The 20,862-nt window shown below is 46.9% G+C and carries 20 protein-coding genes; 13 read left to right on the forward strand and 7 right to left on the reverse strand.

The genetic code is table 11. From position 1 onward, the window contains the following. Positions 1 to 126 precede the first annotated feature (126 nt). The 7 genes from OGX98_RS03350 (at position 127) to OGX98_RS03380 (ending at position 6,649) form a co-directional block, all read left to right on the forward strand. On the forward strand, positions 127 to 1,014 hold the full coding sequence (locus OGX98_RS03350; protein ID WP_286594818.1) for a sce7726 family protein: 888 nt from the start codon (positions 127 to 129) through the stop codon (positions 1,012 to 1,014). Between the two features lie 6 nt (positions 1,015 to 1,020). Continuing rightward, on the forward strand, positions 1,021 to 1,953 hold the full coding sequence (locus OGX98_RS03355; RefSeq protein ID WP_047050320.1) for a sce7725 family protein: 933 nt from the start codon (positions 1,021 to 1,023) through the stop codon (positions 1,951 to 1,953). A 2-nt stretch (positions 1,954 to 1,955) separates the two neighbouring features. Then, a complete protein-coding gene (locus tag OGX98_RS03360; RefSeq protein ID WP_286594819.1) occupies positions 1,956 to 2,984 on the forward strand; it encodes an RES family NAD+ phosphorylase in 1,029 nt (342 codons plus the stop codon). Between the two features lie 228 nt (positions 2,985 to 3,212). Next, the gene (locus OGX98_RS03365; protein ID WP_286594820.1) at positions 3,213 to 3,341 is read left to right on the forward strand and encodes a hypothetical protein; all 129 of its coding nucleotides are present in this window, start codon (positions 3,213 to 3,215) and stop codon (positions 3,339 to 3,341) included. 397 nt (positions 3,342 to 3,738) lie between these two features. Then, positions 3,739 to 4,614, forward strand: coding sequence for an integrase domain-containing protein (locus OGX98_RS03370; RefSeq protein WP_286594822.1), 876 nt, complete (start codon positions 3,739 to 3,741; stop codon positions 4,612 to 4,614). Continuing rightward, complete coding sequence (locus OGX98_RS03375) at positions 4,611 to 5,594, forward strand: primase-helicase zinc-binding domain-containing protein (RefSeq protein WP_286594823.1); 984 nt, start codon at positions 4,611 to 4,613, stop codon at positions 5,592 to 5,594. The genes OGX98_RS03370 and OGX98_RS03375 overlap by 4 nt, the downstream gene beginning before the upstream one ends. Positions 5,595 to 5,596: 2 nt before the next feature. Next, positions 5,597 to 6,649, forward strand: coding sequence for a helicase RepA family protein (locus OGX98_RS03380; RefSeq protein WP_286594824.1), 1,053 nt, complete (start codon positions 5,597 to 5,599; stop codon positions 6,647 to 6,649). A 219-nt stretch (positions 6,650 to 6,868) separates the two neighbouring features. Here OGX98_RS03380 and OGX98_RS03385 read toward each other — a convergent pair whose 3' ends face one another. Together OGX98_RS03385 and OGX98_RS24035 are read right to left on the reverse strand one after the other, a co-directional pair. Continuing rightward, positions 6,869 to 7,072, reverse strand: a complete 204-nt coding sequence (locus tag OGX98_RS03385; protein ID WP_015959185.1) for a hypothetical protein — start codon at positions 7,070 to 7,072, stop codon at positions 6,869 to 6,871. Continuing rightward, on the reverse strand, positions 7,069 to 7,305 hold the full coding sequence (locus OGX98_RS24035; RefSeq protein ID WP_071609141.1) for an ash family protein: 237 nt from the start codon (positions 7,303 to 7,305) through the stop codon (positions 7,069 to 7,071). The genes OGX98_RS03385 and OGX98_RS24035 overlap by 4 nt, the downstream gene beginning before the upstream one ends. Before the next feature lie 178 nt (positions 7,306 to 7,483). Between OGX98_RS24035 and OGX98_RS03395 the strand changes: the two genes are divergently transcribed. Continuing rightward, a complete protein-coding gene (locus OGX98_RS03395) occupies positions 7,484 to 7,954 on the forward strand; it encodes a hypothetical protein (protein ID WP_249263703.1) in 471 nt (156 codons plus the stop codon). 62 nt (positions 7,955 to 8,016) lie between these two features. Here OGX98_RS03395 and OGX98_RS03400 read toward each other — a convergent pair whose 3' ends face one another. Further along, positions 8,017 to 9,555: an RNA-directed DNA polymerase gene (locus OGX98_RS03400; protein ID WP_286594827.1), complete on the reverse strand. Its 1,539-nt coding sequence runs from the start codon at positions 9,553 to 9,555 to the stop codon at positions 8,017 to 8,019. 520 nt (positions 9,556 to 10,075) lie between these two features. Between OGX98_RS03400 and OGX98_RS03405 the strand changes: the two genes are divergently transcribed. From OGX98_RS03405 to OGX98_RS03425, 5 genes are all read left to right on the forward strand, one after another. Beyond that, positions 10,076 to 11,257: an MFS transporter gene (locus OGX98_RS03405; RefSeq protein ID WP_045448974.1), complete on the forward strand. Its 1,182-nt coding sequence runs from the start codon at positions 10,076 to 10,078 to the stop codon at positions 11,255 to 11,257. Beyond that, on the forward strand, positions 11,226 to 12,185 hold the full coding sequence (gene yidZ / locus OGX98_RS03410; protein ID WP_045448976.1) for an HTH-type transcriptional regulator YidZ: 960 nt from the start codon (positions 11,226 to 11,228) through the stop codon (positions 12,183 to 12,185). Before OGX98_RS03405 ends, yidZ begins: the two co-directional genes overlap by 32 nt. Positions 12,186 to 12,352: 167 nt before the next feature. Then, entirely contained in the window at positions 12,353 to 13,102 is a 750-nt protein-coding gene (locus OGX98_RS03415; protein WP_045448977.1) for a 4'-phosphopantetheinyl transferase family protein, read from the forward strand. Between the two features lie 30 nt (positions 13,103 to 13,132). After that, positions 13,133 to 13,699 carry an NADPH-dependent FMN reductase gene (locus tag OGX98_RS03420; protein WP_045448979.1) on the forward strand — a complete coding sequence of 189 codons (567 nt, stop codon included), beginning with the start codon at positions 13,133 to 13,135 and terminating at the stop codon, positions 13,697 to 13,699. A gap of 301 nt (positions 13,700 to 14,000) precedes the next feature. Beyond that, complete coding sequence (locus OGX98_RS03425) at positions 14,001 to 15,413, forward strand: AAA-type ATPase lid domain-containing protein (protein ID WP_286594828.1); 1,413 nt, start codon at positions 14,001 to 14,003, stop codon at positions 15,411 to 15,413. A gap of 42 nt (positions 15,414 to 15,455) precedes the next feature. On the opposite strand, the gene phsC is transcribed toward OGX98_RS03425, so the two are convergent. Genes phsC through OGX98_RS03445 form a run of 4 tightly spaced genes read right to left on the reverse strand, consistent with a single transcriptional unit; the run spans position 15,456 to position 20,770 of the window. After that, the gene (gene phsC / locus OGX98_RS03430; protein WP_286594829.1) at positions 15,456 to 17,063 is read right to left on the reverse strand and encodes a thiosulfate reductase cytochrome B subunit; all 1,608 of its coding nucleotides are present in this window, start codon (positions 17,061 to 17,063) and stop codon (positions 15,456 to 15,458) included. A gap of 8 nt (positions 17,064 to 17,071) precedes the next feature. Next, positions 17,072 to 17,488 carry a cytochrome c3 family protein gene (locus OGX98_RS03435; protein WP_052369300.1) on the reverse strand — a complete coding sequence of 139 codons (417 nt, stop codon included), beginning with the start codon at positions 17,486 to 17,488 and terminating at the stop codon, positions 17,072 to 17,074. 1 nt (position 17,489) lies between these two features. Next, positions 17,490 to 19,070: a flavocytochrome c gene (locus tag OGX98_RS03440; RefSeq protein ID WP_286594830.1), complete on the reverse strand. Its 1,581-nt coding sequence runs from the start codon at positions 19,068 to 19,070 to the stop codon at positions 17,490 to 17,492. After that, positions 19,067 to 20,770, reverse strand: coding sequence for an HAL/PAL/TAL family ammonia-lyase (locus OGX98_RS03445; protein ID WP_225761318.1), 1,704 nt, complete (start codon positions 20,768 to 20,770; stop codon positions 19,067 to 19,069). The genes OGX98_RS03440 and OGX98_RS03445 overlap by 4 nt, the downstream gene beginning before the upstream one ends. Positions 20,771 to 20,862: the final 92 nt, after the last annotated feature.

Consider the following 20,862-nt stretch of genomic DNA (forward strand, 5'->3'; position numbering starts at 1 on the left):
AAAAGGAACAATAATGTGACAAAAGTTAGCTAATAAGTTATCATCATAATTGTTATATAACTCACTGAAAGTAACTAATAATATGAGAGATAGTTACCATTAAGTATAAACATTGTGAGGATAGATGTGCTAAATCCTACGCAACTCTCAGCGCTATCAAGGATGTTTTCTTCGTCAGTGATTTCCGAGATAGCAAAAAAAGGTCAGTCACCTCTTTTTTCAAGGTTACTGTCTGAGGCATCTGTTTTCGAATTTGATGACGCAGATAATGTAACTATTGGTGATGCCTTTGATACAGCATTTTCTTTGCTCAGACGCTCAGGTTTGAGAAACGAGTATGTCTATCGTTCTGCGTTAATTCGAAATGTATTATTAGGCCGTCATTCTTTGCGTACCGCCAGTATGCTTACTGAATTTAGAATTGGCTCTAGCAAAGCAGACATGGTTATTCTTAACGGTTGTGGAACTGTATACGAAATAAAATCAGATAGAGATTCGCTTGCCAGACTTGAGAGCCAAATTGAGAATTATAGAAAAGCATTCAGTAAGATCTACGTCATTGCAGGAACTGCACATATCCAAGATATCTTAGAAAAAACATCAGAAGACGTAGGGGTGATGAGTTTGGTTCGATGGAATAGAATTAGTATTGTACGAGAAGCAAAAGAGAATACTGATTATATTTGCACTGCAACTATTTTTGATTCACTAAGACTTAGCGAAGCTATTGATATCCTAAATGAGTTAAATATTGACATTCCCGATCTACCCAACACATTGATACGTAATGCAATAAGAGGTATTTTTACCAAACTAAATCCAATTGATGTACAGAGCTGCATGATAAAAACTTTAAAAAGGACGCGTAATCTTGCTCCATTAAGTACTTTAATTGCAAACTTACCAAGTGCATTGCAAAGTATAGCCCTAATGGTTCAGTTACGTAGTAAGGATCGAGATCGCTTAGTTGAGACGTTGAATAAACCTCTTAATGAAGCATTTAAATGGGTTTAAAAACTTATGTACTATCCATATTTTAGAGGTAAGCAGTTTGAGTTAATAGCAATTCGTGAGACAGCAGAGACGATGGCTCAGGCTGGTTTCATTCCAATTATTGAACCAGTTAAAGAAACCCTGAATGGATTAGAAAAAACACTAAAAGCTATCTGTGAAGCTAAAGGTAAAGCTATTGTAATAGTAAATCCTTCATATGGTGACCATTCAACAAATGGGCATAATATCTCGCAATTATTGAAAGATAGTTTTCATGGACATGAAAACATTTTTGCAGGGATACTATTAAATGAAGGGATGGATGAAGAAGATATCATAGAGTTGCTTGATGAACATGCCGAACATCAACCTTGTTTCATCCACTCTGGATTTTCTGAGCCCCGCTCTTTATCAGAAAAAACAAATGGTCGAGTATCCAAACATATCTTCTTAGAACTTTACTGCGGTAAACTCTATAGGAAACATTTTAACGGCTGCGAAAGAATATTAATTCGCGATGGTTTTAAAAAGAGAAAAAATGCTGATTATCCTCCTATTGAAGAGTTTTCAGACCTTCATATAACCTTCGGGGAAGAAGGAATGGATGGATTTGGCGATTTTTTAATCGTTGGGGATGACTATACTGAAGGTGGTGGTCCGGCATATGCGGTAGCAATACATCTCACGTTCTTAGAATCTAAAAAAGAAAATGTTATGTATATTTATCACTTTGTTTCAACAACAAGAGATACACCAACAGACCCTGCGGGGAAATTCGGTCAGGCACTTGAAAAACTCATTACAACAATAAATGAGAATAATTCTCCTGTATTGGAGACCTCAGCTATTTTAGAATTTCGAGCGTTGCATGCAAAAGGCCATTTCCCTGGATTGGGAACCGTCAAAAAACTCTCAATGAGGCACCATGTTGAAACATTAGCTAATTATTTTAGGGGCTAGAAATGATTAGAATGTGTTGTGCTGAATGTTTCAATGATATCGGATTGCGAAATAATATAATCCCTACATTGATGCCGCAAAAAGGAAACTGTTCTTTTTGTAATAGTCAAGATGTTGATATTATTGATCCTAAACTCTTGTTGGATTATTTTGAACTGCTGATAAATATCTATGAAATAAATCCTGAAGGGAAAAATCTTGTTGAATGGCTAAAAGAAGATTGGTGTTTATTTTCCCATTCAACAATGGACAATGCTCATGCTAAAGATTTATTGGGAGAAATTCTCGATGACGGAGATATAGTACGAAAGAACTTCTCTCCCTCCGAAAATTATAAAAGCACTGGCCTTGCGCAATGGGATACATTACGAGATGAGATCCTTCACAAAAACAGATACTTCCTCGATGAGAAAATTGATACTCAAAGACTACAAGAATTACTTAACCATTTAAAAGCATTTAATATCCCACGAATATGGTTCAGAGCAAGGATAAACCAAACAGATACTCCATATAAAATTGAAGATATGGGAGCACCTCCAAGTCGGTATGCTAGTCATGGACGAGCGAACCCCACAGGCATTCCATATTTATATTTAGGATCTATGCCAGATACTGCGATCTCTGAGATTAGACCACACACAGGTGAAATAGCAACAGTAGCTGAGTTTGAAATACCAGAAGAACTAATTATTGTTGATTTAAGAGAGCCGAGAAAACATGTTTCTCCTTTTGTCCTATCCGATGCACAAGAAATAGGAAAAATGCGGGCAGACATACCTTTTCTAGAAAAGTTAGGAGAGGAGTTAACTCGTCCTGTGTTACCTCGAAGTGCTGCCATTGATTATATCCCCAGTCAATATTTATGCGAATTCATTAAAAAAATTGGTTTTCATGGCGTAATTTACAGGAGTTCTGTAAGCGAGGGAATAAACTTAGCCTTATTCGATCCAACATTAGCAACCCCTATTTCAACATCACAATATGACGTTTCTCGCGTAAGTGTTGAAGTACAAGCAAAGCAGTTATAATGGATTTTCAAAAAATGATGCCAGTAATATTAATTTAAATTTATTATTGGCATTATAATTTTTGCTGCCATTGTAACGATTAACTTTGTTGTAATTTAGAATTTTCAATTCCCAGAAACAGTTTCCCACAGCTTTCCCCCTCCCCCAGATCTACCCTATCCCCAACTCATAGCAGTACCCCTAAAAGCTTCCTGTTCTAAGACGAACTGCGACCTGTAAGAAGCGCCTTTGGTGGTCAGCCCCCCGGTCAACCAGGGAACGAAGCGTGGTCTGAAACTGACCTCCTGTCTCGATACAGGTGACCACACCCTTTATCGCTACCCTGTTGCAAGCGTAGCGACAGACAGAACGCTGTAGAGAAGTCGGACGGCATTGCCAAAGGCTTTGCGTCCGTACTTCCTGCTGAATTTGCAAAACGCGGCGTCACTTTTAAGAGCGTAAGCGAGTGAAAGTGACGCCAGCGCGCAGATCAGCTTCAACCCAGCTACTGCCTGCAAATTCACTACAACAAACAGGCTGACACTCAAACAGATGTCAGAAATTCACTTACCAGGAGGAGAAACCAGCACTACCGAACCGATACCGGAGGACAGGTTATTTTACCTGTGGGGATATACCTGCCTGAGCAGGCGGCTGCATTCGTGCATCACCGTACCCCGTCATACCTCATCCGCGCATTCTCCGGCGCACCGGTATCGTTCAGCACAGCACGCTGTGTCCAACCGCGCGTCGGAGAATTGAGTGGAGAATAGCTATGTCGAAACTTACAAAACGCATGGAAAAACTCGCCCTGCTGGCTGGCGGCAGTTTTAAAACAGTCCATGATCGCCTCCGTATCGCCGGGCGTTTAAGCCAGCATCTGCATAAGCTGAATATCCAGATTCAGGATCTCCAGCATCTGAAATCGTCACATATCGAAAGCTACGTGATGGCACGACGGGAAGCAGGAATTACGCCACGCACGCTACAAAACGAGATGGCCGCCCTACGCACCATCCTTGCTCAGTCTGGACGTCAAAAATTTGCCCAATCAGAGCGCATCAGCAATAAAGCGCTCGGACTAGGTAACGCCAGCCGGGCAGGAACGCATCTGCCATTAACCTCAGAACGCTGGTTGTCGGCGCTGTCTACTTTTCATGAAAAGGATGAAGGGCTGGCTCTGACGCTGGAGCTTGCCAGAGCAATGGGTTTGCGTTCACAGGAAGCGGTGCAGTGTTGTCAGTCTCTGAAGACATGGGCCGCTGCGTTAGAGCGTGGAGAAAATCGATTGCAGGTGGTTTTTGGCACCAAAGGATCACGTTCCCGTCAGACGGTGGTGCTCGAACCTGAAAGGCTACGCAGCATCCTGAACCAGGCTATCCCCCTGATGACACAACGCGGGGGACGTTTGCTCAATAAGCCCGATCTGCGCGCCGCAATGAATTACTGGCGTGCCAGCGCAGTTCGCGCAGGGCTGACTGGCCCCTATGCACCACACAGTCTGCGCTATTCATGGGCGCAGGAGGCGATGGCGCACTACCAGGGACTGGGGCTGAGTATAAAGGAAGCCAGGGCGATGGTTGCGATGGATCTTGGTCATGGCGATGGTCGAGGGCGCTACATCCAGCAGGTGTATGGGAGGCAATCATGAGCTATTACGTTTCTGCCGTCTCCGATCGGGCACGCAATAACTGGCCGAAAATATTTGAACAACTTGGCATTTTCATTCCACCAAATCATCGGCATGGCCCGTGTCCCTGTTGTGGGGGTAAGGATCGCTTCAGGATGGATGATCTGGAGGGGCGCGGCACATGGTTTTGTAATCAGTGCGGCGCAGGTGACGGACTGGATCTGGTTTCCCGCTTCTTCGGTTGCGCACTGGTTGCGGCCGCCGGAATGGTGCAGGACATGGATCCTGTACCGCTGGTTCCGCCAGCCAGGGAAAAATCACAGGCTTTGAATATGGAATCACGTATTAAGACACTGCTTCGCCATTGTGAATCCGGAGAAGCGCCGTATCTGACAACGCGAGGCTGGCGACGAGCCCAGTGGCTTCTGACTGAACGTAGTAGCCGGACAATCTGCGGCGTGCATTTCGGGGCGGGTACGCTGGTATTGCCAATTCGAAATACAGGCGCGCAGCTAACAGGTGCGCAATTCATTCATCCTGGAGGGAAAAAGTACCTGCTGCCCGGTAGCCATCTGAAGGATTGTTTTTGCCCGGTACATCAGGCGAGCCGCAACGGTAGACCGGAACCCTGGGCACCGGACAACAAACCACCAGAAGGCATCATCATTACCGAAGGATATGCAACCGCGCTTGCGGTCTCATGCCTTCATCATTTTCCGGTCGTTGCTGCCCTGTCGGCACACAACCTGAAAAATGTGGCCATCGCTTTCCGGGCGCAGTGGCCTGAATGCCACCTTATCCTGGCTGGCGATAATGATTGCAGTCAGGAGAAAAATACCGGGTTGCTGAATGCAACCGCCGCAGCAGAAATAGTGAAGGGCTGTGTGGTTCTCCCTGCAGACACCACATTGAGCGACTGGGATGAATTTTACCGTCACTACGGTGAATCCATTTCCCGGATTGTGTTCAACCAGCAGCTTCCTGCAAATCTCAGGTCGTAGTCATGACAGCATCAGACCGTACTCTTACCACCTCCCTTCCGCTGCGCCGGGGCTCGGAAGGGTTTAACACCAGTCAGGATTATCTGGTGAAAGGACTTATTCCCGCCGGGGCGCTGTGCAGTATTTACGGCCCCGGCGGCTCTTTTAAATCCTTTCTGGCGGTATCGCTGGCGTGCCATATTGCCAGCGGTACGTCATGGGGCGGAAGACGAGTCAATCAAGGGGCCGTGCTGTTTATCGCCGGAGAGGGAGGAACCGGTGTATCGCGGCGGATCCGCGCCTGGGAGCTCAGCGTTAATGATGAGATGGCGCTCGATAACCTGTTTCGCGTCGACTGCCCGATCTTTCCAGCCGCTCCGGGAAGCATCGAGCAGGTTATCCTGGCGGCAAAGGACATTCAGAACATGACCGGAATGCCGGTACGGCTGATCATCCTCGATACGCTGGCCCGCTGTTTTGGTAACTCAGATGAAAACACCGCGCGGGATATGGGCGCATTCATCCAGGGTTGCGACGCCATTCGGTATCATACGCGCGCAGCGATGATGATCGTTCATCACTCGGGTAAGGATCAGGAACGAGGCGCTCGCGGTTCAAGTGCTTTTCAGGCCGCGCTGGATGCCGAGTTTAACGTCAGGCGCGAGGGACGTCGCAACGCTATCACCCTGAGTTGTACAAAGATGAAAGATGCTGAGATGCCGGAGGTCACCGCCTACGATCTTGAGGAAGTTGTTATCTATACCGATAGCGATGGCGAACCAGTAACCTCACTGGTGCTGAATGACGAGCCCCGGCAACCTGACGATGACTTACTGAGTAGCGGCATTCCATCCGGCGTTCCTCATATCACCCGCAACCATACGGCGTTATGGCGCTGTATTAACCAACGCATCAGCCAGAATAAGCCTTGTACCCGCGCGCTCTTGCGCGACGATCTACGGGCTAAGGGAATTAACGTCGAGAAGAAATTTTCGCGCTGGCTGGAGAAGCTGCTGCGCGAGCAACTGATTGTGCTCGATGGAGAACAGATCCGGCTCCCGGATACGGGGGAATGATGGTAGAACTCGGAATATGTGGGGGGATACACTGCCAAGTACTCGACTCCCCCCACATTATTCACCTTTAACAGCGAAAGATGGGGGATGCCCTGTCAACCCGCGCCATTGCTGTGACCATGGAATTCACCTCAGAGAATATGGGGGAGCCAGCCAGGAAAAAGCTGGTGGGGGAATCAACCACAACATCTGTCCCTGATGCTGTGGTCGCTGTAAGAATTACTGAGGTAATTTCTCGTCTCTAAGCCGTCTGATCTCATCCTCTTCAAAAGCATCCCTTAATAGTTGTAGCTGGTCGGCAAGGATGAGAAGCAACGCATAATTCGGGCCGATATCGTCAGGATGCTCGAGCATCACATGCACCAGGACTCGCGAGCGATCGACCAGTTCTCTGGCTGAGGGTTGTTCTACGGTGATTTTCATAGATACCTCCGGCGGAGGCTGGTGCAACGGAAGATACAAGGACAGGACACATATGCAGCGCTCCGCTTCGTGATAAGCAGGTTAACGCCACCACCGGAGACGCCAGGCTCACTGGTGGTGACCCAGACAGGGTTGGCGTACCGGTTATCACGACCCGGCGCTTCTTTCGAAGCCCCTGCCTGAGCCACCATTGAAGGGGCGAGCGCAGGCCGCGCCAGTAGCACTGCAAACATCGCTACCGACACTCGTGATAATTCGGAACGCCAATTCCGGTTGCGGTTTTACCGCAACACTTGCACTATAAAGAAATATCAATAGAAAAACTATAGATATTAACTGTTGATTCTCTATATAATCGTCTCAGAAAAATCACTGATAATAAATTATACGCATACGATTCCGGAGACCATAATGGAAGAATTAAAAGAAAATGACATCACTGATGCTGAATTAGATAGTTTTGCATTTAAATTTTTCAAACTATTTGCTCAATATGAATATTTTTTGAAAAAAGAAAATTTTTTCCAAACCATTAGAAATAAAATTATCGTTGATTGGGATAGTTATGCAAATAAAGTTGTAGGGAAAAACTTCATGGATTTACTAGGCGAAAGTAGTGCATCTGCTGATTATATTTTAAAAAATCCACCTAAAGCACAAGTGGTTGTAAATGGAGTTATAGTATGGAAAGATGTCAATAATAATGAAATTAATGTCCAAGCCTTATTTGGCCATATAGGGCGTGTTAGAAACAATCTATTTCATGGGGGAAAATTTAATGGAACTTGGTTTGACCCTGCAAGGAGTGCATTATTACTTAGGCATAGTTTAATTGTTCTTGAATGCCTAAGGGATAAAGGAATGATACGAATAGAAAAATAATATAAAAATCAGCTATAAAAAGCATCTCAACAGCCATACACCATGCCTGTTGAGATATAGAATCAAATATTTTTTGACCATTTAGACAAAGCCATCTCAAAAGGCCTTTTCACCGTAACTCGCTGGAGAAAGTACTTCTTCTCATCTTTTGCAAGTCCTGAAACAGCATATATCATTGCTCTTTGCTGCCATGGGTCCATCGAGGGATAATGCTCTTTCAATTCCCTCACCCAATCATATGCTCTATTGGTCTTAGCTGCCAATATTATCTCTCTCCTAATGAACGGGTCAGATTTCTGATAAAGTTCACGTAATTTTGAGAAGTGGTTTATATAACTATTCTTACTAAAAACACTAAGAATTAGCAATCTGAAATATTCATTTGATTGCACCTCTGGTAGTTTATACAGCTTCAGAAGTTTCGTACCAATCTTCTTCCATTCATTTGGCGCTATTGTTTGTATTGAACCTAAGTAAAAACATATATTAGCAAAACATGGTTCTAGTTTCTCTAAATTTTCTAAAGACACATTTATTGCTCCAGGATGCCCAATCTGGGCAATCCGGCGATAAAACCAGCGTAACCTTATATAATCAACAGGCGTAGAATTAATATATTCATTAACTATTTCCTCTATAGCAATATTTGATATTAAAGACCAATCATCTGTAGAAATTTCTGCATATGAAATAGTTTTATATGGATTACCACCAGAGTATTTCTTGATTATACTCAGTAAACTTGCTTCATGATTATTTATAGGGCGATCTTCAATCATCTCTCTACAGATAGAGAAAAATTCAACAGGTTTTAATATTTTTGTCTTGTGCCGCTGTAATGTTAATCTTTGCTGCCGATCTAAAATAGTTGCCAAATTTGATAAGGCGAATTTTGCTTTCTTCTCTGACTTACAGAAAATCAATATATCATCTGCATATCGAATGAATTTATAACCTGCACTATTCAGGCTATTATCAACTGGTATTAATGTGGCCTCAGCTATAAGATGAATTGGATGTGGGCCTACAGGAACACCTCGTGAAACTCCAGCTGTGGTCGATTCCAATAGCGATATTAACCACTTAATGGCTTGATTTGGCCACCCAGCAGAGATTAACTGGTTTTCAACGGTGTGATGATAGATTTGATTGTAGAAATCAGCTATATCGCAATATAAAATATGCGTTGAACTTCTTGCTAGAATTTCAGCCTTTGTCCAAAAATCATTCCATCCTTTTTTATTGCTATACAACCCATCATTAATATTAGGGCTAAACCTATAACTAAACACTACGTCATCTGACAATCTTAACTTTTCAATCTCATTTCCATATTCATAAACTAATGCAGAAAGGATTATTGAATCTTGTGGATCTAATTGAGTTGCCTGTCTATATGACACTTCATCTTTTGGCACAATGAATCGCCTACAACTTCCAGGCAAAAAATCATTAAGGTTATGGTTAGCAATCATTGACGTAAAGTCGTCTTTGTTATTCACAATAGACTCTATTTCTATGCTTTTAGGGAAAAGATCACCATCAGAGTGATGGTTGACAAAATCAATAGCCCATTCAAGAGATATTTTATTTACTGTCATTTATTTTTCACTATTATCAAGTAGCCTCCAGAGATAACTTAATGATACTCATGCTTAATTTGAGATCCAGATATGTCGTTTTTTTTTGATTATTCTGTGAGTAACCTCTCTAAAGTTTAAAAGTATCAACGACATTTCCCCCAGCATCACTAATGTCATATTCACATGAAGTGCTTAAAAACTACCCGAAGTAGTTTCCAACGTGGTGTCGTCTCTTGCTGTTTTATGCGCACCGCATAAAACAAAGCAGTATCCTGCTTTTGTGTCCTTGAATGTGCCCATAGCCATGTTTTCAAGGCAATGTATCGCTGATAGATTAACGAGTTAGCACGACTTTCCAGCTTCTGTATCGAGCGCAATAGTGCCGGATAGCGGCTCACGCCTTATCCGGCCTGGTGGTCTTTGTATGCCAGCCGCTATACAGTGCTTTCCTATCAGGAAATCACTGTTGTCCAAATGGCAACTCGCACTACTGAGTCTCTCCCCGTATTCTTAGCGCCACATTCCTCATGAGGTCGCTATGACACGCTTTCTAATCTGCAGCTTTGCCCTTGTTTTACTCTATCCGGCCGGAATTGATATGTATCTGGTGGGATTACCGCGAATTGCCGCCGATCTGAATGCCAGCGAGGCGCAACTGCACATCGCATTCTCCGTTTATCTTGCCGGGATGGCGACAGCAATGTTATTCGCGGGTAAGGTAGCGGACCAGTCAGGGCGAAAACCAGTGGCTATAGTCGGTGCCCTGATATTCATTTTCGCCTCTGCCCTGTGCTCCTTTGCCGAAAGTGGCACGCCATTCCTGGTAGGGCGTTTCATTCAGGGCGTTGGTGCGGGCTGCTGCTATGTAGTGGCGTTTGCGATACTGCGCGATACGCTGGACGATCGCCGTCGGGCGAAGGTGCTGTCATTGTTGAACGGTATCACCTGTATCGTGCCAGTTCTGGCTCCGGTGATGGGGCACCTGATCATGCTCAAATACCCCTGGCAGAGCCTGTTCTATACGATGATGGGCATGGGCGTAGTCGTTTGTCTGCTCTCAGTGTTTATCCTGCGGGAATCGCGCCCGGCAACGCATTCAACATCTGCGGAAACCAACCAAATCGCAGAGTCGCTAGTGAACCGCTTTTTCCTCAGCCGACTGGCTATTACCACCCTCAGCGTATCTGTGATCCTGACCTTCGTGAATACTTCTCCGGTGCTACTGATGGAAGTAATGGGCTTCGACCGTGGTGAATACGCCACCACGATGGCAATGACTGCGGGTATCAGTATGGCAGTATCGTTCTCCACACCGTTCGCCCTGAGCCTGTTTAAACCTCGAACTCTGATGCTAACCTCGCAAGGGCTCTTTCTCGCTGCAGGCATCGTGTTAACGCTCGCCAATACGCATGCGCTCACTCTGTTTGGGCTGACTTTAATCTGTGCGGGATTCTCGGTGGGCTTCGGTGTCGCCATGAGCCAGGCGCTGGGGCCATTCTCGCTGCGTGCAGGCGTGGCCAGCTCGACATTAGGCATTGCCCAGGTTTGTGGTTCATCAGTGTGGATTTGGCTGGCCGCTATCCTCGGCCTCGATGCGCTGAATATGCTGATCGGGATTCTGATTGGTTGTAGCATAGTAAGTATCATGCTGATTATCACTGTTGCTCCAGACCGGTCCGCGCCAACTCATGAAGAAATCCCTCAGCAGTCTCGATCTTAATTTACTGCTCTGTCTGCAGCTCCTGATGCAGGAGCGCAGCGTTACCAAAACCGCTAAGCGGATGAGCGTCACGCCCTCGGCGGTCAGTAAATCGTTGTCGAAACTGAGAGCCTGGTTTGACGATCCGTTGTTTGTAAACACCCCACTGGGGCTGACGCCAACGCCGCTGATGGTCAGCATGGAGCAAAACCTGGCGGAGTGGATGCAGATGAGTAACCAACTGCTTGATAAGCCAAACCACGAATCGCCGCGCGGATTGAAGTTTGATCTGGTGGCCGAAACACCGCTGGTGATGATCATGTTCAACACGCTCTCACAGCAGATCTATCAGCGTTATCCACAGGCCACGATCAAAGTGCGCAACTGGGACTACGATTCGCTGGACGCGATTATTCGTGGCGAGGTAGATATCGGTTTTACCGGCCGCGAAAGCCATCCGCGATCGCGCGAACTACTCAGCCTGCTTCCTTTGTCGATCGATTATGAGGTGTTGTTTTCCGATCTCCCGTGCGTCTGGTTGCGCGAGGATCATCCGGCATTGCGGGAAGAGTGGAATCTGGAAACTTTTCTGCGCTATCCCCATATCAGCATTAGCTGGGAGCAGAGCGATACCTGGGCGCTGGACGATGTGCTCCAGGAGATGGGACGCGAACGAAATATCGCATTGTGTCTGCCTGGTTTTGAGCAGTCACTGTTTATGGCCGCGCAACCGGATCACGCGTTGATAGCTACGGCCCCAGTCTACTGTAAGCGCTATAACCAACTTCACCAGCTGCCGCTTGTGGCGCGTCCGATGCCTTTTGATGCTGCGCAGCTTGAGAAGATGCGCGTACCGTTCACCCTCCTTTGGCATAAACGCAACAGCCACAACCCTAAGATCGTCTGGTTAAAAGAGACGATCAAGGCTCTTTATCGCGATATGACCTAACGATCCGCCCCCGATGTTGTTGCAAAATTAACCACGCTGGCTACAGAAATGTAAATGTCGCGTAATGTATTTCGTTTCCGTCTACTTTTTGGGCAGCAAAGCCTGCCTATAAGCCGTGTAAATGTTACTCTGGTAATAATCACGGACCATTAATCACGGAGCGAAAAATGGCGACACATTTTGCCAGAGGGATTCTTACGGAGGGACACCTGGTTTCAGTTCGTCTCCCTTCTCCATGCCACATCGAAGCAAGCAATTTACCGACTCACCGCCGGACACGCTTTCTGGCCTCCAGAAGCCTACTCGCCGAACTGATGTTTATGCTTTACGGCACAAGCACACTGCCCGACATTGTTATTGAAGCCAAAGGTAAGCCCGTCTTTCGCGATAAAAATCTGCCTGGCTTTTCAATTTCTTATGCCGGAAATATGGTTGGTGTCGCACTGACAACTGAAGGTGCATGTGGTCTGGATATGGAGCTTCAGCGGACGAACAGAGGGTTTAATAATCCACATTCAACCGAAACCTACCATTTCTCCAGTAACGAAAACCTGTGGATCAACAACCAAAGCGATCCGAATGAAGCACGCGCACAACTTATTACTCTGCGCCAGAGCGTACTCAAACTCACCGGTGATGTGTGCAATGACGACCCGCGTGAGCTCCAGCTATTACCCGGTGCCGGGCGTCTGAAATGTGCCCATGCTGCGCAGATCGAAGCCATCTGCGATGCGGAAGATGTATTGGTATGGTCAGTCGCGGTCACGCCGGCTATTGAAAAACTCAAGGTTTGGGAGTTTGATGGTAAACAGGATTGGAAATGTTTGCCTGATATCCAGACTCGCGCTAATGAGCCGACGGGTCGCCTGATCCGGTTTTCACAATTATCCGCAGCAAAGAGCTATACGCTTAACTGATTTAACCTTCATGATGAAACAGGAGTAACCATGTCTGAAACATTGAATGTTGTTACGTTACTGGGGAGCCTGCGCAAAGGTTCATTTAATGGAATGGTTGCCCGTACGCTGCCAAAAATTGCTCCTGCGGGGATGGAAATCAACGCATTACCCTCTATCGGTGATTTTCCTCTGTATGACGCCGATCTGCAGCAAGAAGAGGGTTTTCCAGCAAGCGTAGAAGCACTGGCAGAACAAATCAGGAAAGCCGATGGCGTGGTTATTGTTACGCCGGAATATAACTATTCTGTTCCGGGCGGACTGAAAAATGCCATCGACTGGCTGTCTCGCCTGCCCGATCAACCTCTGGCGGGGAAACCGGTTCTGATTCAGACCAGTTCAATGGGCGGAATCGGCGGTGCACGCTGTCAGTACCATCTGCGCCAGATTCTGGTATTTCTCGACGCCATGGTTATGAACAAGCCGGAATTTATGGGTGGCGTCATTCAGAACAAAGTTGATCCACAAACCGGAGAAGTGGTTGATCAAAGTACGTTGGATCATCTCACCGGCCAGCTGACTGCTTTTAGCGAATATATTCAGAGAGTTAAAGCATAAAAGAGTTCGCATAATATTCGCAGATGATTGTAGATAATCCAGAAAGAGCCTAATCTTTCTGGATTATCTTATTTCCTGTTATTTATGACTCTGCTCCAGAATTATCCCCTCCTCTGTTTTCTCTCCTGGCAATTTATGGCATAGTTATACCAACTGTTACGGTTGTAATAATATTATTTATAAATATATCTACTCTTTTTTTCCCGACATCTTGTCACTCGTGAACAATGGATATGCCATGGACAGGACTTTGTCACATTTGCGGACAGCAGTATGTAGCAGTACACAGCTGGAGAAATCCATGTATGCCTGCCTGCAGGCGATACCAGATTCTATAGAATGTGATGGTATTTTTTTTAACTACTATCGTAGTGACATCCGCTGTATTCAGTTTTTAGCACTGGCGACACATAAAACGGCACGACTGAAACGGGATGTCATCCCTATTCCTGAAAACATTGCCCGACAATTCGATTATTCGGATAATTTCTCCACTCAACTTATTGATAATCTGAGTCAGTGCCCGCTGACTCAATATGTTGTAAATACCTGCTTTCGTAATATCAAATCCCTTATACTGATGCGCATGCATCTGGACGGCGTGCGTTTGGGTGCAATGGGGGTGTTTAGTTACCATACAAATGCCTTTACACCGCAGCATACGGCGTTGTTTGAATCAGTACGAGGAGAGCTCTCCTTGCTTGCCTTCATTGCCCTGTCACGGCATAACCTCTTACTGAAAAATATCCCCCCTCTTATACCAGGACTTCCTGCATCAGAAGAAGATGAGCAATTCGTTGTCAGCCCGTCCAATATCCCACTGTACCAGCTTTATAATTCGTTAGATGAACTGGCAAATAGTAAACAACCCATTCTGATGTTGGGTGAAGAGGGCGTCGGAAAAAAAACCTTTGTAGCTGCTTTACGACAGCGCAATTCTAACGGCATTCATTATTATGGAATACTTGATGCCTCCGCCCGGCAATTGATAATCATAAAAAATGGAAAAGTGGACAAAACGGTGGTTATCGATTTTGCTCTGCCACCGAACATTGCTTTATTTCTGGAATTGCATCAGGGGTCTTTGCAGATAAATGAAATAAGGTTATTACCCGAGCGCTGGCAAAATTTTCTGCTGGGGTTGCATTCAAACTACCGAGAATATTGCCAGATACAGGTTATAGCCATTCAGACCCTACCATTTTCAGCTACTCAAATACCCAGTAACAGTGAAAATCACAGCATTCATCAGCATAATATAACAAGCCAACGGTACGCTAACATTCTCTGTCAGGTTATTACGCTACCTCCGCTCCGTTATCGACATAACGATATTCCGCTTCTATTGATACACTATCTGAGATACCTGTCGAAACAGCATAAACAGACCTCCTTACCTGTTTTAGGCGAAGACTCCCTCCGCCTGCTTTGGGAGTACAACTGGCCAGGCAATATTACTGAATTAATTGGTTTGTTAGAAAACGCCTTTTTTCGCGGCACTCTCAATGAGCTCAACATCATGCTGCCTGGCGAGATGAATACCAATGCCATTGCGCCACTTGATGAAGCGATGCGTCAACATATTCAACTGGCGCTGCGCCAGACGCGGGGGAAAATTTCAGGGAAAGGTGGGGCTGCGGAACTGCTTGGTGTGAATAGCAATACCCTGTACAGCAAAATAAAGAAACTCGGTATTGCAGTGAAAGAAAAATAGTAGCACTCCCCTTTCCTTATGAGGGAAAGGGGAGCAATGCCTTTATTTACGCGTCCTGGTACGATGAAAACCGTCAATCATTCCTTTAATCAGCGCACCTGGCGTATCACCAGTACTGCACAAATACAGATGCATGATGATAAATGCCACCATCGTGACAGCAAGACCATAGTGGAGATATGCAACGACTTGCTTACCCGGCAATGTGAAGAGGGTTTCCGGGGTATAACCGGGGTACATCATCAATAACCCGGTGATAATCAGTAGCGGTAACAACAGAAACATCACGACGATATAACCCAGTTGTTGCAGGATATTAAATTTAGCCGCAGACGAAGCATGTTCCGGGTGAGGTTCTCCGCGAAAAATACCATACAAATAATAACGAGTCTGACATACCAGGCGCCCAATAATTCCCTGCCAACGAACCCGATAGTGATGTCCGTTACCGCAGCAGGCCAGCAGAATAAAGCCCAACCAGATAACACACAAAAGCACGCCAGTAATATTATGTACATCGACCCAAAGAGAGAATCGAGAACTTACCCAGTGCAATGCGCAACCACTGATAATAAGTACGGCAAAACAAAGTGCATTTAGCCAGTGCCAGCAGCGAACGGGCAACGTATAGAGATAACGTTTTTCTATCTTTCCGCCTGTTGCCTGATGAGATATCACAAGTCGCCCCAAACCATGGCAAATAAGCAGAATAACGAATCCACACAGAACGTATGCAAACAAACGATCGACTCGCCCACTCCCGTTATTGCCGATCATATAGGTATCGGTAAACAGGGCACCATCAACCTGACGAACAACAGGGGCTGAGACCGCGACCGCCGCCAGTTTATTTCTGAGCGCAAGGTCGTCAAATAATCCTTTCCCCAACTTACTGCCAGCAATGGTGTTTTCATCAGGGGCAAACGTTTTGTGGCGAGCACTAAGCAGCGATCCGTCACCATGACACTGCTCACATCCAATCGTTTGTGAGGCCGGTAATATCCGGTGCAACGTTGTATCCGTGGCATCAGCATGACAATCAATACACCGCAGGCTACTGAGGTGTTGTGTGGCATAAGGTAGCGCTGAATGCGCCATATCCTGAGATTTAGAAGCCTTTCCCCCGGATAACTGCGAAAATACACCTGCCCGCGAATGGCAATTGGTGCACATCAGATTACCATCTGCGATTTGTTTTTTATCTGGATGATTAATCTCCCCGGCCGTCATCGTGTGCGCATTATGGCAGGAGGTACAGGAAAACAGCCCTTTCGCAATCTTTTGATTATGTACGCTTTGCTGCATGGCATGCACGGTATCGCGCATCACAACGCCGTGGCAGCTCTCACAAACCTTATCGCCAATGGGTTTTAGCACATGCGGGGTGGCTGAAAACCCCTCACTTTCCGGCTGACTCTGATGGCAAGCGATACATGGCACATTGCCATGTACGCTGTCGTGATATTTATCCATTGAGACGAATAAATTAGCCTGCACTTTATCGGTTGATATTCCCTGAATGTCACTGTCAGCATGGCATTCCTGACAGGGTTGATTGAGCTGCGCTGTCAGGATCGGAGCGGAATACCCCGACAGCGATATCAATCCTGATACCAGACAAAACAAACCTCTCTTTAAGAGCCCACACATAATATCCCTCATGGCTTCATATCCGGATATTTAAAGAGGTGGCAGTTGTTGCAGTAGATAACCGAAGGTTTGTGCTCGTTATGGCAGGCAGTGCAGGGAACATCTTTGCCGTAATGCATCGAATCATGCGGATTAGGCTCGGCATTCTTTTTATGTGGATCTGGCTGCGTTAATCCCGCAATCTGATCCCGCGTTCCATGACAACTCAGGCATGCTTTATCATTTGGAGCGGCGACTGGCGTGCTGGCGCCATGACACAATTGGCATGATGTATCGCGCCCGGTGGCTTCCAGAGAATGATGATAAGGCTTAACAGCCATCGTATTCAGTTGCTGGTGAAAGGCGGCTTCGTTATCTGCTGCAACACCAAGTTGAGAAAAACTGCCAGTCAACAGCAGTAACAAGGCCATGCAAAATTTCGCCATGTTAAATTCCCCCAACATCAAATGAATCATCCGCCGCGGTTGCAGAGGCGGCGCTGAGACCGGCTATACGACCAAAGACCAGACAGTCTGCAACGGCGCAACTACCGAGGCGGCTACCACCATGTGACCCCGCGGTTGCTTCTCCGGCAGCATATAACCCAGCGATCGGTTGACTATCCGCCGCATTGAGTACCTCCGCGCGCATGCTGATTTGTACCCCACCCATGACATAGTGCACTTTGGGCCACACGCGCACCGCGACAAACGGCCCCTTCTCCAGCGGCACAGCACGACTGACATCTTTCTTCATCCGATCACCGCCTTTACGTGCAACAGCGGCATTGTAGGCATCTACCTCATCCTGCAGCGTGGCGTAAGGGATACCAAAATGAGCCGCAAGTTGTTCCAGCGAGTCAAACTGCCAGGCTACGCCATAGTGCAATGCATGCCCCAGACTCTGGGCCAGTTTTGCACCTTCCAGCGTCGTGAAGCAGATGGGATAAAGTGGATTACCTTTTTCATCTACCTGCGCCAGAATGCCCTCTTCACGCTCTTTGCGATCGGCAAGTTCGTTTGTGAAACGGTGACCTGTACGCGGGTTGACCATGATCCCGTTGGGAAAACCGGAGATAGTATTGAACTGCGACACATAGCCGAAGCCTCGTTCGTCCGGCGATGACCAGGGACCTAGCTGGATTAGATCTAGCTGTACGGGTGTTGCGCCAATACGCAGCATGTGTACCAGGCATTCCGCCGTGGCACCAGGATGGTTGGTGGAGTCTACTCGCTCATCCAGCATGGGGTTTTGCAGTTTGCGGAAACGCAAATCATTAGAAAAACCACCAGAACACATCACTACGCCATAACGTGCGCCGTAATGACGAATCTGCCCGGTTTGTTCGTCAGGGAATCGATAGCCATCGCGAACCGTCAGACCAATCACACGCCCTTGCGCGTTTTGCAGGAAAGATTCCAGCTTGCATTGAGAACGGAAAACCACGCCCATTTTCGCGGCGGATTCTTTCAATGGACGGGTGATCCCCGCACCGGAACTCTCCACGGTTTGCAGCGTACGAGGGACTGAATGGCCGCCAAAGTGTTGTACAAACGGTTTGTACTTTACGCCGTGTTTAAGCGTGAATTCATACGCCGCGTTCGTATTCTCAACCAGAATTTTCAGCTGCTCTTTATCATTCAGGCCGCGTCCGGCCTTAAGCATGTCCTTGTACATCAGCTCAGGTGAATCGACGATCCCCTCTTTTCGCTGCGGGGGAGAATCGGCAACGGCGACCGCACCGCCGTTAATCGCCGAGTTACCGCCAAAAACAGGCATTTTATCAATAACCAGAACACTGCGACCGGCCTGCACCGCTTCAAGTGCGGCGGCCAAACCGGCAAAACCACTCCCGACCACGATCACATCGTAAATTTTATGGTAGCGAACACCCTGAACCTGGGAGCAGCTCTCCTGCGCCCATGCCGTTCCCGTTAGCGTCGCCAGTGCGCCGCCTGTCGCCAGGATTGTGCTTTGGGTTAGAAAAGCTCGCCGCGACACATCGCTGTTTTTTTTCATTGCCGTCATTTGCTCCCTGTCTTCATGCTGACCAGTGAGCTGGCAGGGAATGACGCCACCATCGCAGAAGAGTCCGCAATGTTGTCACTGAAAATCCGATCCTGGGTAACAAACGGAACCTTTTCACGATAAGTAGCAAAGAGTTTTCCTGTCAGTTCGCCCAGCTTCAGATCTGGGTTTTTCTGCTTGCGTAAATCGATAGCCTGACTGGCGTGCAACAGCTCCAGACCATAGATATTGCATATATCATCGGCAATTTGACTCAGTCGTTTGGAGGCTCGCAGGTTATTGGTATAAGTATCCTCAATGGTTCCAGCCATCGGTTGACCATCGAGAGAGACCGGGTTAACCAAATCGCGAATATCCGCCAGCAACGCTACCTGAGGTTTCTGGATAGCACCGAAAGCGTGTCCTTTCTGATTGGTATCAGACGCGAGAAAGCGGCTTAGACCGGTGAAATGGTCATCAGACAGGTGTAACGTGCGTTGAACGCTGTTATGCGCCAGATGCCCCATTGCTAAAGACAAGTTCTGAATCGCCAGCGCCAGCGGGAGGGGTTCAAAATTAGAGGTAGGGAAAATCGCGCCGCTTATGGTTTCACCGTTAGCATCTTTCGCACTAACAAAGTACTGCTCAACCTGACTGTTCTCCGCCAACGAGTGGTCTGCATCCACAATCACCGCAGGATTATCGTCGGAGCTGTTTAGTTGAATTTCCAGCATCTGCCAGGCTTCGTTCCATTCACGACGCGCTTCATTCAGCACAAATACCGTCGTACGGAAAGAAAGGGGATCCTGCAAAGGGCGCCCGTCCTGATGCTGCCAGAGATAAGATCCGCTTAGCGCATTACGAATGCTTCCCCCGGTATCCTGCACACCGGGGAAAGGTCGCACACTTAAGCTTTGGTACAAGAATGGTGCAACGTTGCCATCCAGCGCTTCCAGAGACAAACCAAACACCGCTGGCGTAATGTTGATAATCTGCCTGGACTCCAGCAACGCTTTGGCTGAATACGCGGCGGAAATTGCATTTGAAGAGAGGATAGAGAGCGCGTCCTTACCGAGCGGTTCGAGTTTCGCGATGCCGGCTTGTTGTAGCGCTTTTGCGGAAGCCATCTCGGTGCCGTTCACACGCACACGCCATTCACCAATCATTACATCGCCAATATGGGACGCGAGGGTAATATCAGCTTCACCAACAGAACCGCGCGACGGTATCACAGGGGTGATATGTTTGTTGAGTAGCTGCTGGTACATCCTGGCAACCTGCGGTTGAGCGCCAGTATTCCCCGTCAGCATCGTGTTAAGACGGATCACCATCGCCAGACGCACCAGTTCGTCAGGCATATCAGGACCAACACCTGCAGCATGTGCATGCAGTGCATTGATATTAAATTCACGCGACGCCTGGATAACTTCCGGAGTTAATTTCCCGTGCGCATCAAACAGTGATTTGTCTTTGTTCAAACCAACACCAACGGTTAGCCCATAAACCGGGACACCTTTTCCCGCAGCGATCATCAATAGTTTGTTGGCTTTATCGACGCGATTCATGGCGGTTGACGCAATATCGACTTGTTTTTGTCCCTGTGCGATAGCCCAGGCTTCATCCAGCGTTAACGAGTGCCCATCCAGCGTTACGCTGGATGCCGACGCGAATAATGGAAAAAGCAGAGAAACACAAAGTATCCCAGTGGTCGTCTTTTTCATTTCTGAATTCCTTTTTATAGAGATAAGAAACAGTAACGAAAAAAACGCATGCGAAACTTGAAATGCACCCTGCATTTATCAAGGCTATTTTT

Source organism: Citrobacter sp. Cm046, from assembly GCF_030333065.1.
GTDB classification, from domain to species: domain Bacteria; phylum Pseudomonadota; class Gammaproteobacteria; order Enterobacterales; family Enterobacteriaceae; genus Citrobacter; species Citrobacter murliniae.

Excerpts from the sequence above, each read along its gene's own strand:
- OGX98_RS03355 (WP_047050320.1), top strand. The coding sequence starts at position 1,021 with ATGTACTATCCATATTTTAGAGGTAAGCAGTTTGAGTTAATAGCAATT.
- OGX98_RS03360 (WP_286594819.1), top strand. The coding sequence starts at position 1,956 with ATGATTAGAATGTGTTGTGCTGAATGTTTCAATGATATCGGATTGCGA.
- OGX98_RS03370 (WP_286594822.1), top strand. The coding sequence starts at position 3,739 with ATGTCGAAACTTACAAAACGCATGGAAAAACTCGCCCTGCTGGCTGGC.
- OGX98_RS03375 (WP_286594823.1), top strand. The coding sequence starts at position 4,611 with ATGAGCTATTACGTTTCTGCCGTCTCCGATCGGGCACGCAATAACTGG.
- OGX98_RS03380 (WP_286594824.1), top strand. The coding sequence starts at position 5,597 with ATGACAGCATCAGACCGTACTCTTACCACCTCCCTTCCGCTGCGCCGG.
- OGX98_RS03385 (WP_015959185.1), bottom strand. The coding sequence starts at position 7,072 with ATGAAAATCACCGTAGAACAACCCTCAGCCAGAGAACTGGTCGATCGC.
- OGX98_RS24035 (WP_071609141.1), bottom strand. The coding sequence starts at position 7,305 with ATGTTTGCAGTGCTACTGGCGCGGCCTGCGCTCGCCCCTTCAATGGTG.
- OGX98_RS03395 (WP_249263703.1), top strand. The coding sequence starts at position 7,484 with ATGGAAGAATTAAAAGAAAATGACATCACTGATGCTGAATTAGATAGT.
- OGX98_RS03400 (WP_286594827.1), bottom strand. The coding sequence starts at position 9,555 with ATGACAGTAAATAAAATATCTCTTGAATGGGCTATTGATTTTGTCAAC.
- OGX98_RS03405 (WP_045448974.1), top strand. The coding sequence starts at position 10,076 with ATGACACGCTTTCTAATCTGCAGCTTTGCCCTTGTTTTACTCTATCCG.
- yidZ (WP_045448976.1), top strand. The coding sequence starts at position 11,226 with ATGAAGAAATCCCTCAGCAGTCTCGATCTTAATTTACTGCTCTGTCTG.
- OGX98_RS03415 (WP_045448977.1), top strand. The coding sequence starts at position 12,353 with ATGGCGACACATTTTGCCAGAGGGATTCTTACGGAGGGACACCTGGTT.
- OGX98_RS03420 (WP_045448979.1), top strand. The coding sequence starts at position 13,133 with ATGTCTGAAACATTGAATGTTGTTACGTTACTGGGGAGCCTGCGCAAA.
- OGX98_RS03425 (WP_286594828.1), top strand. The coding sequence starts at position 14,001 with ATGTATGCCTGCCTGCAGGCGATACCAGATTCTATAGAATGTGATGGT.
- phsC (WP_286594829.1), bottom strand. The coding sequence starts at position 17,063 with ATGTGTGGGCTCTTAAAGAGAGGTTTGTTTTGTCTGGTATCAGGATTG.
- OGX98_RS03435 (WP_052369300.1), bottom strand. The coding sequence starts at position 17,488 with ATGGCGAAATTTTGCATGGCCTTGTTACTGCTGTTGACTGGCAGTTTT.
- OGX98_RS03440 (WP_286594830.1), bottom strand. The coding sequence starts at position 19,070 with ATGACGGCAATGAAAAAAAACAGCGATGTGTCGCGGCGAGCTTTTCTA.
- OGX98_RS03445 (WP_225761318.1), bottom strand. The coding sequence starts at position 20,770 with ATGAAAAAGACGACCACTGGGATACTTTGTGTTTCTCTGCTTTTTCCA.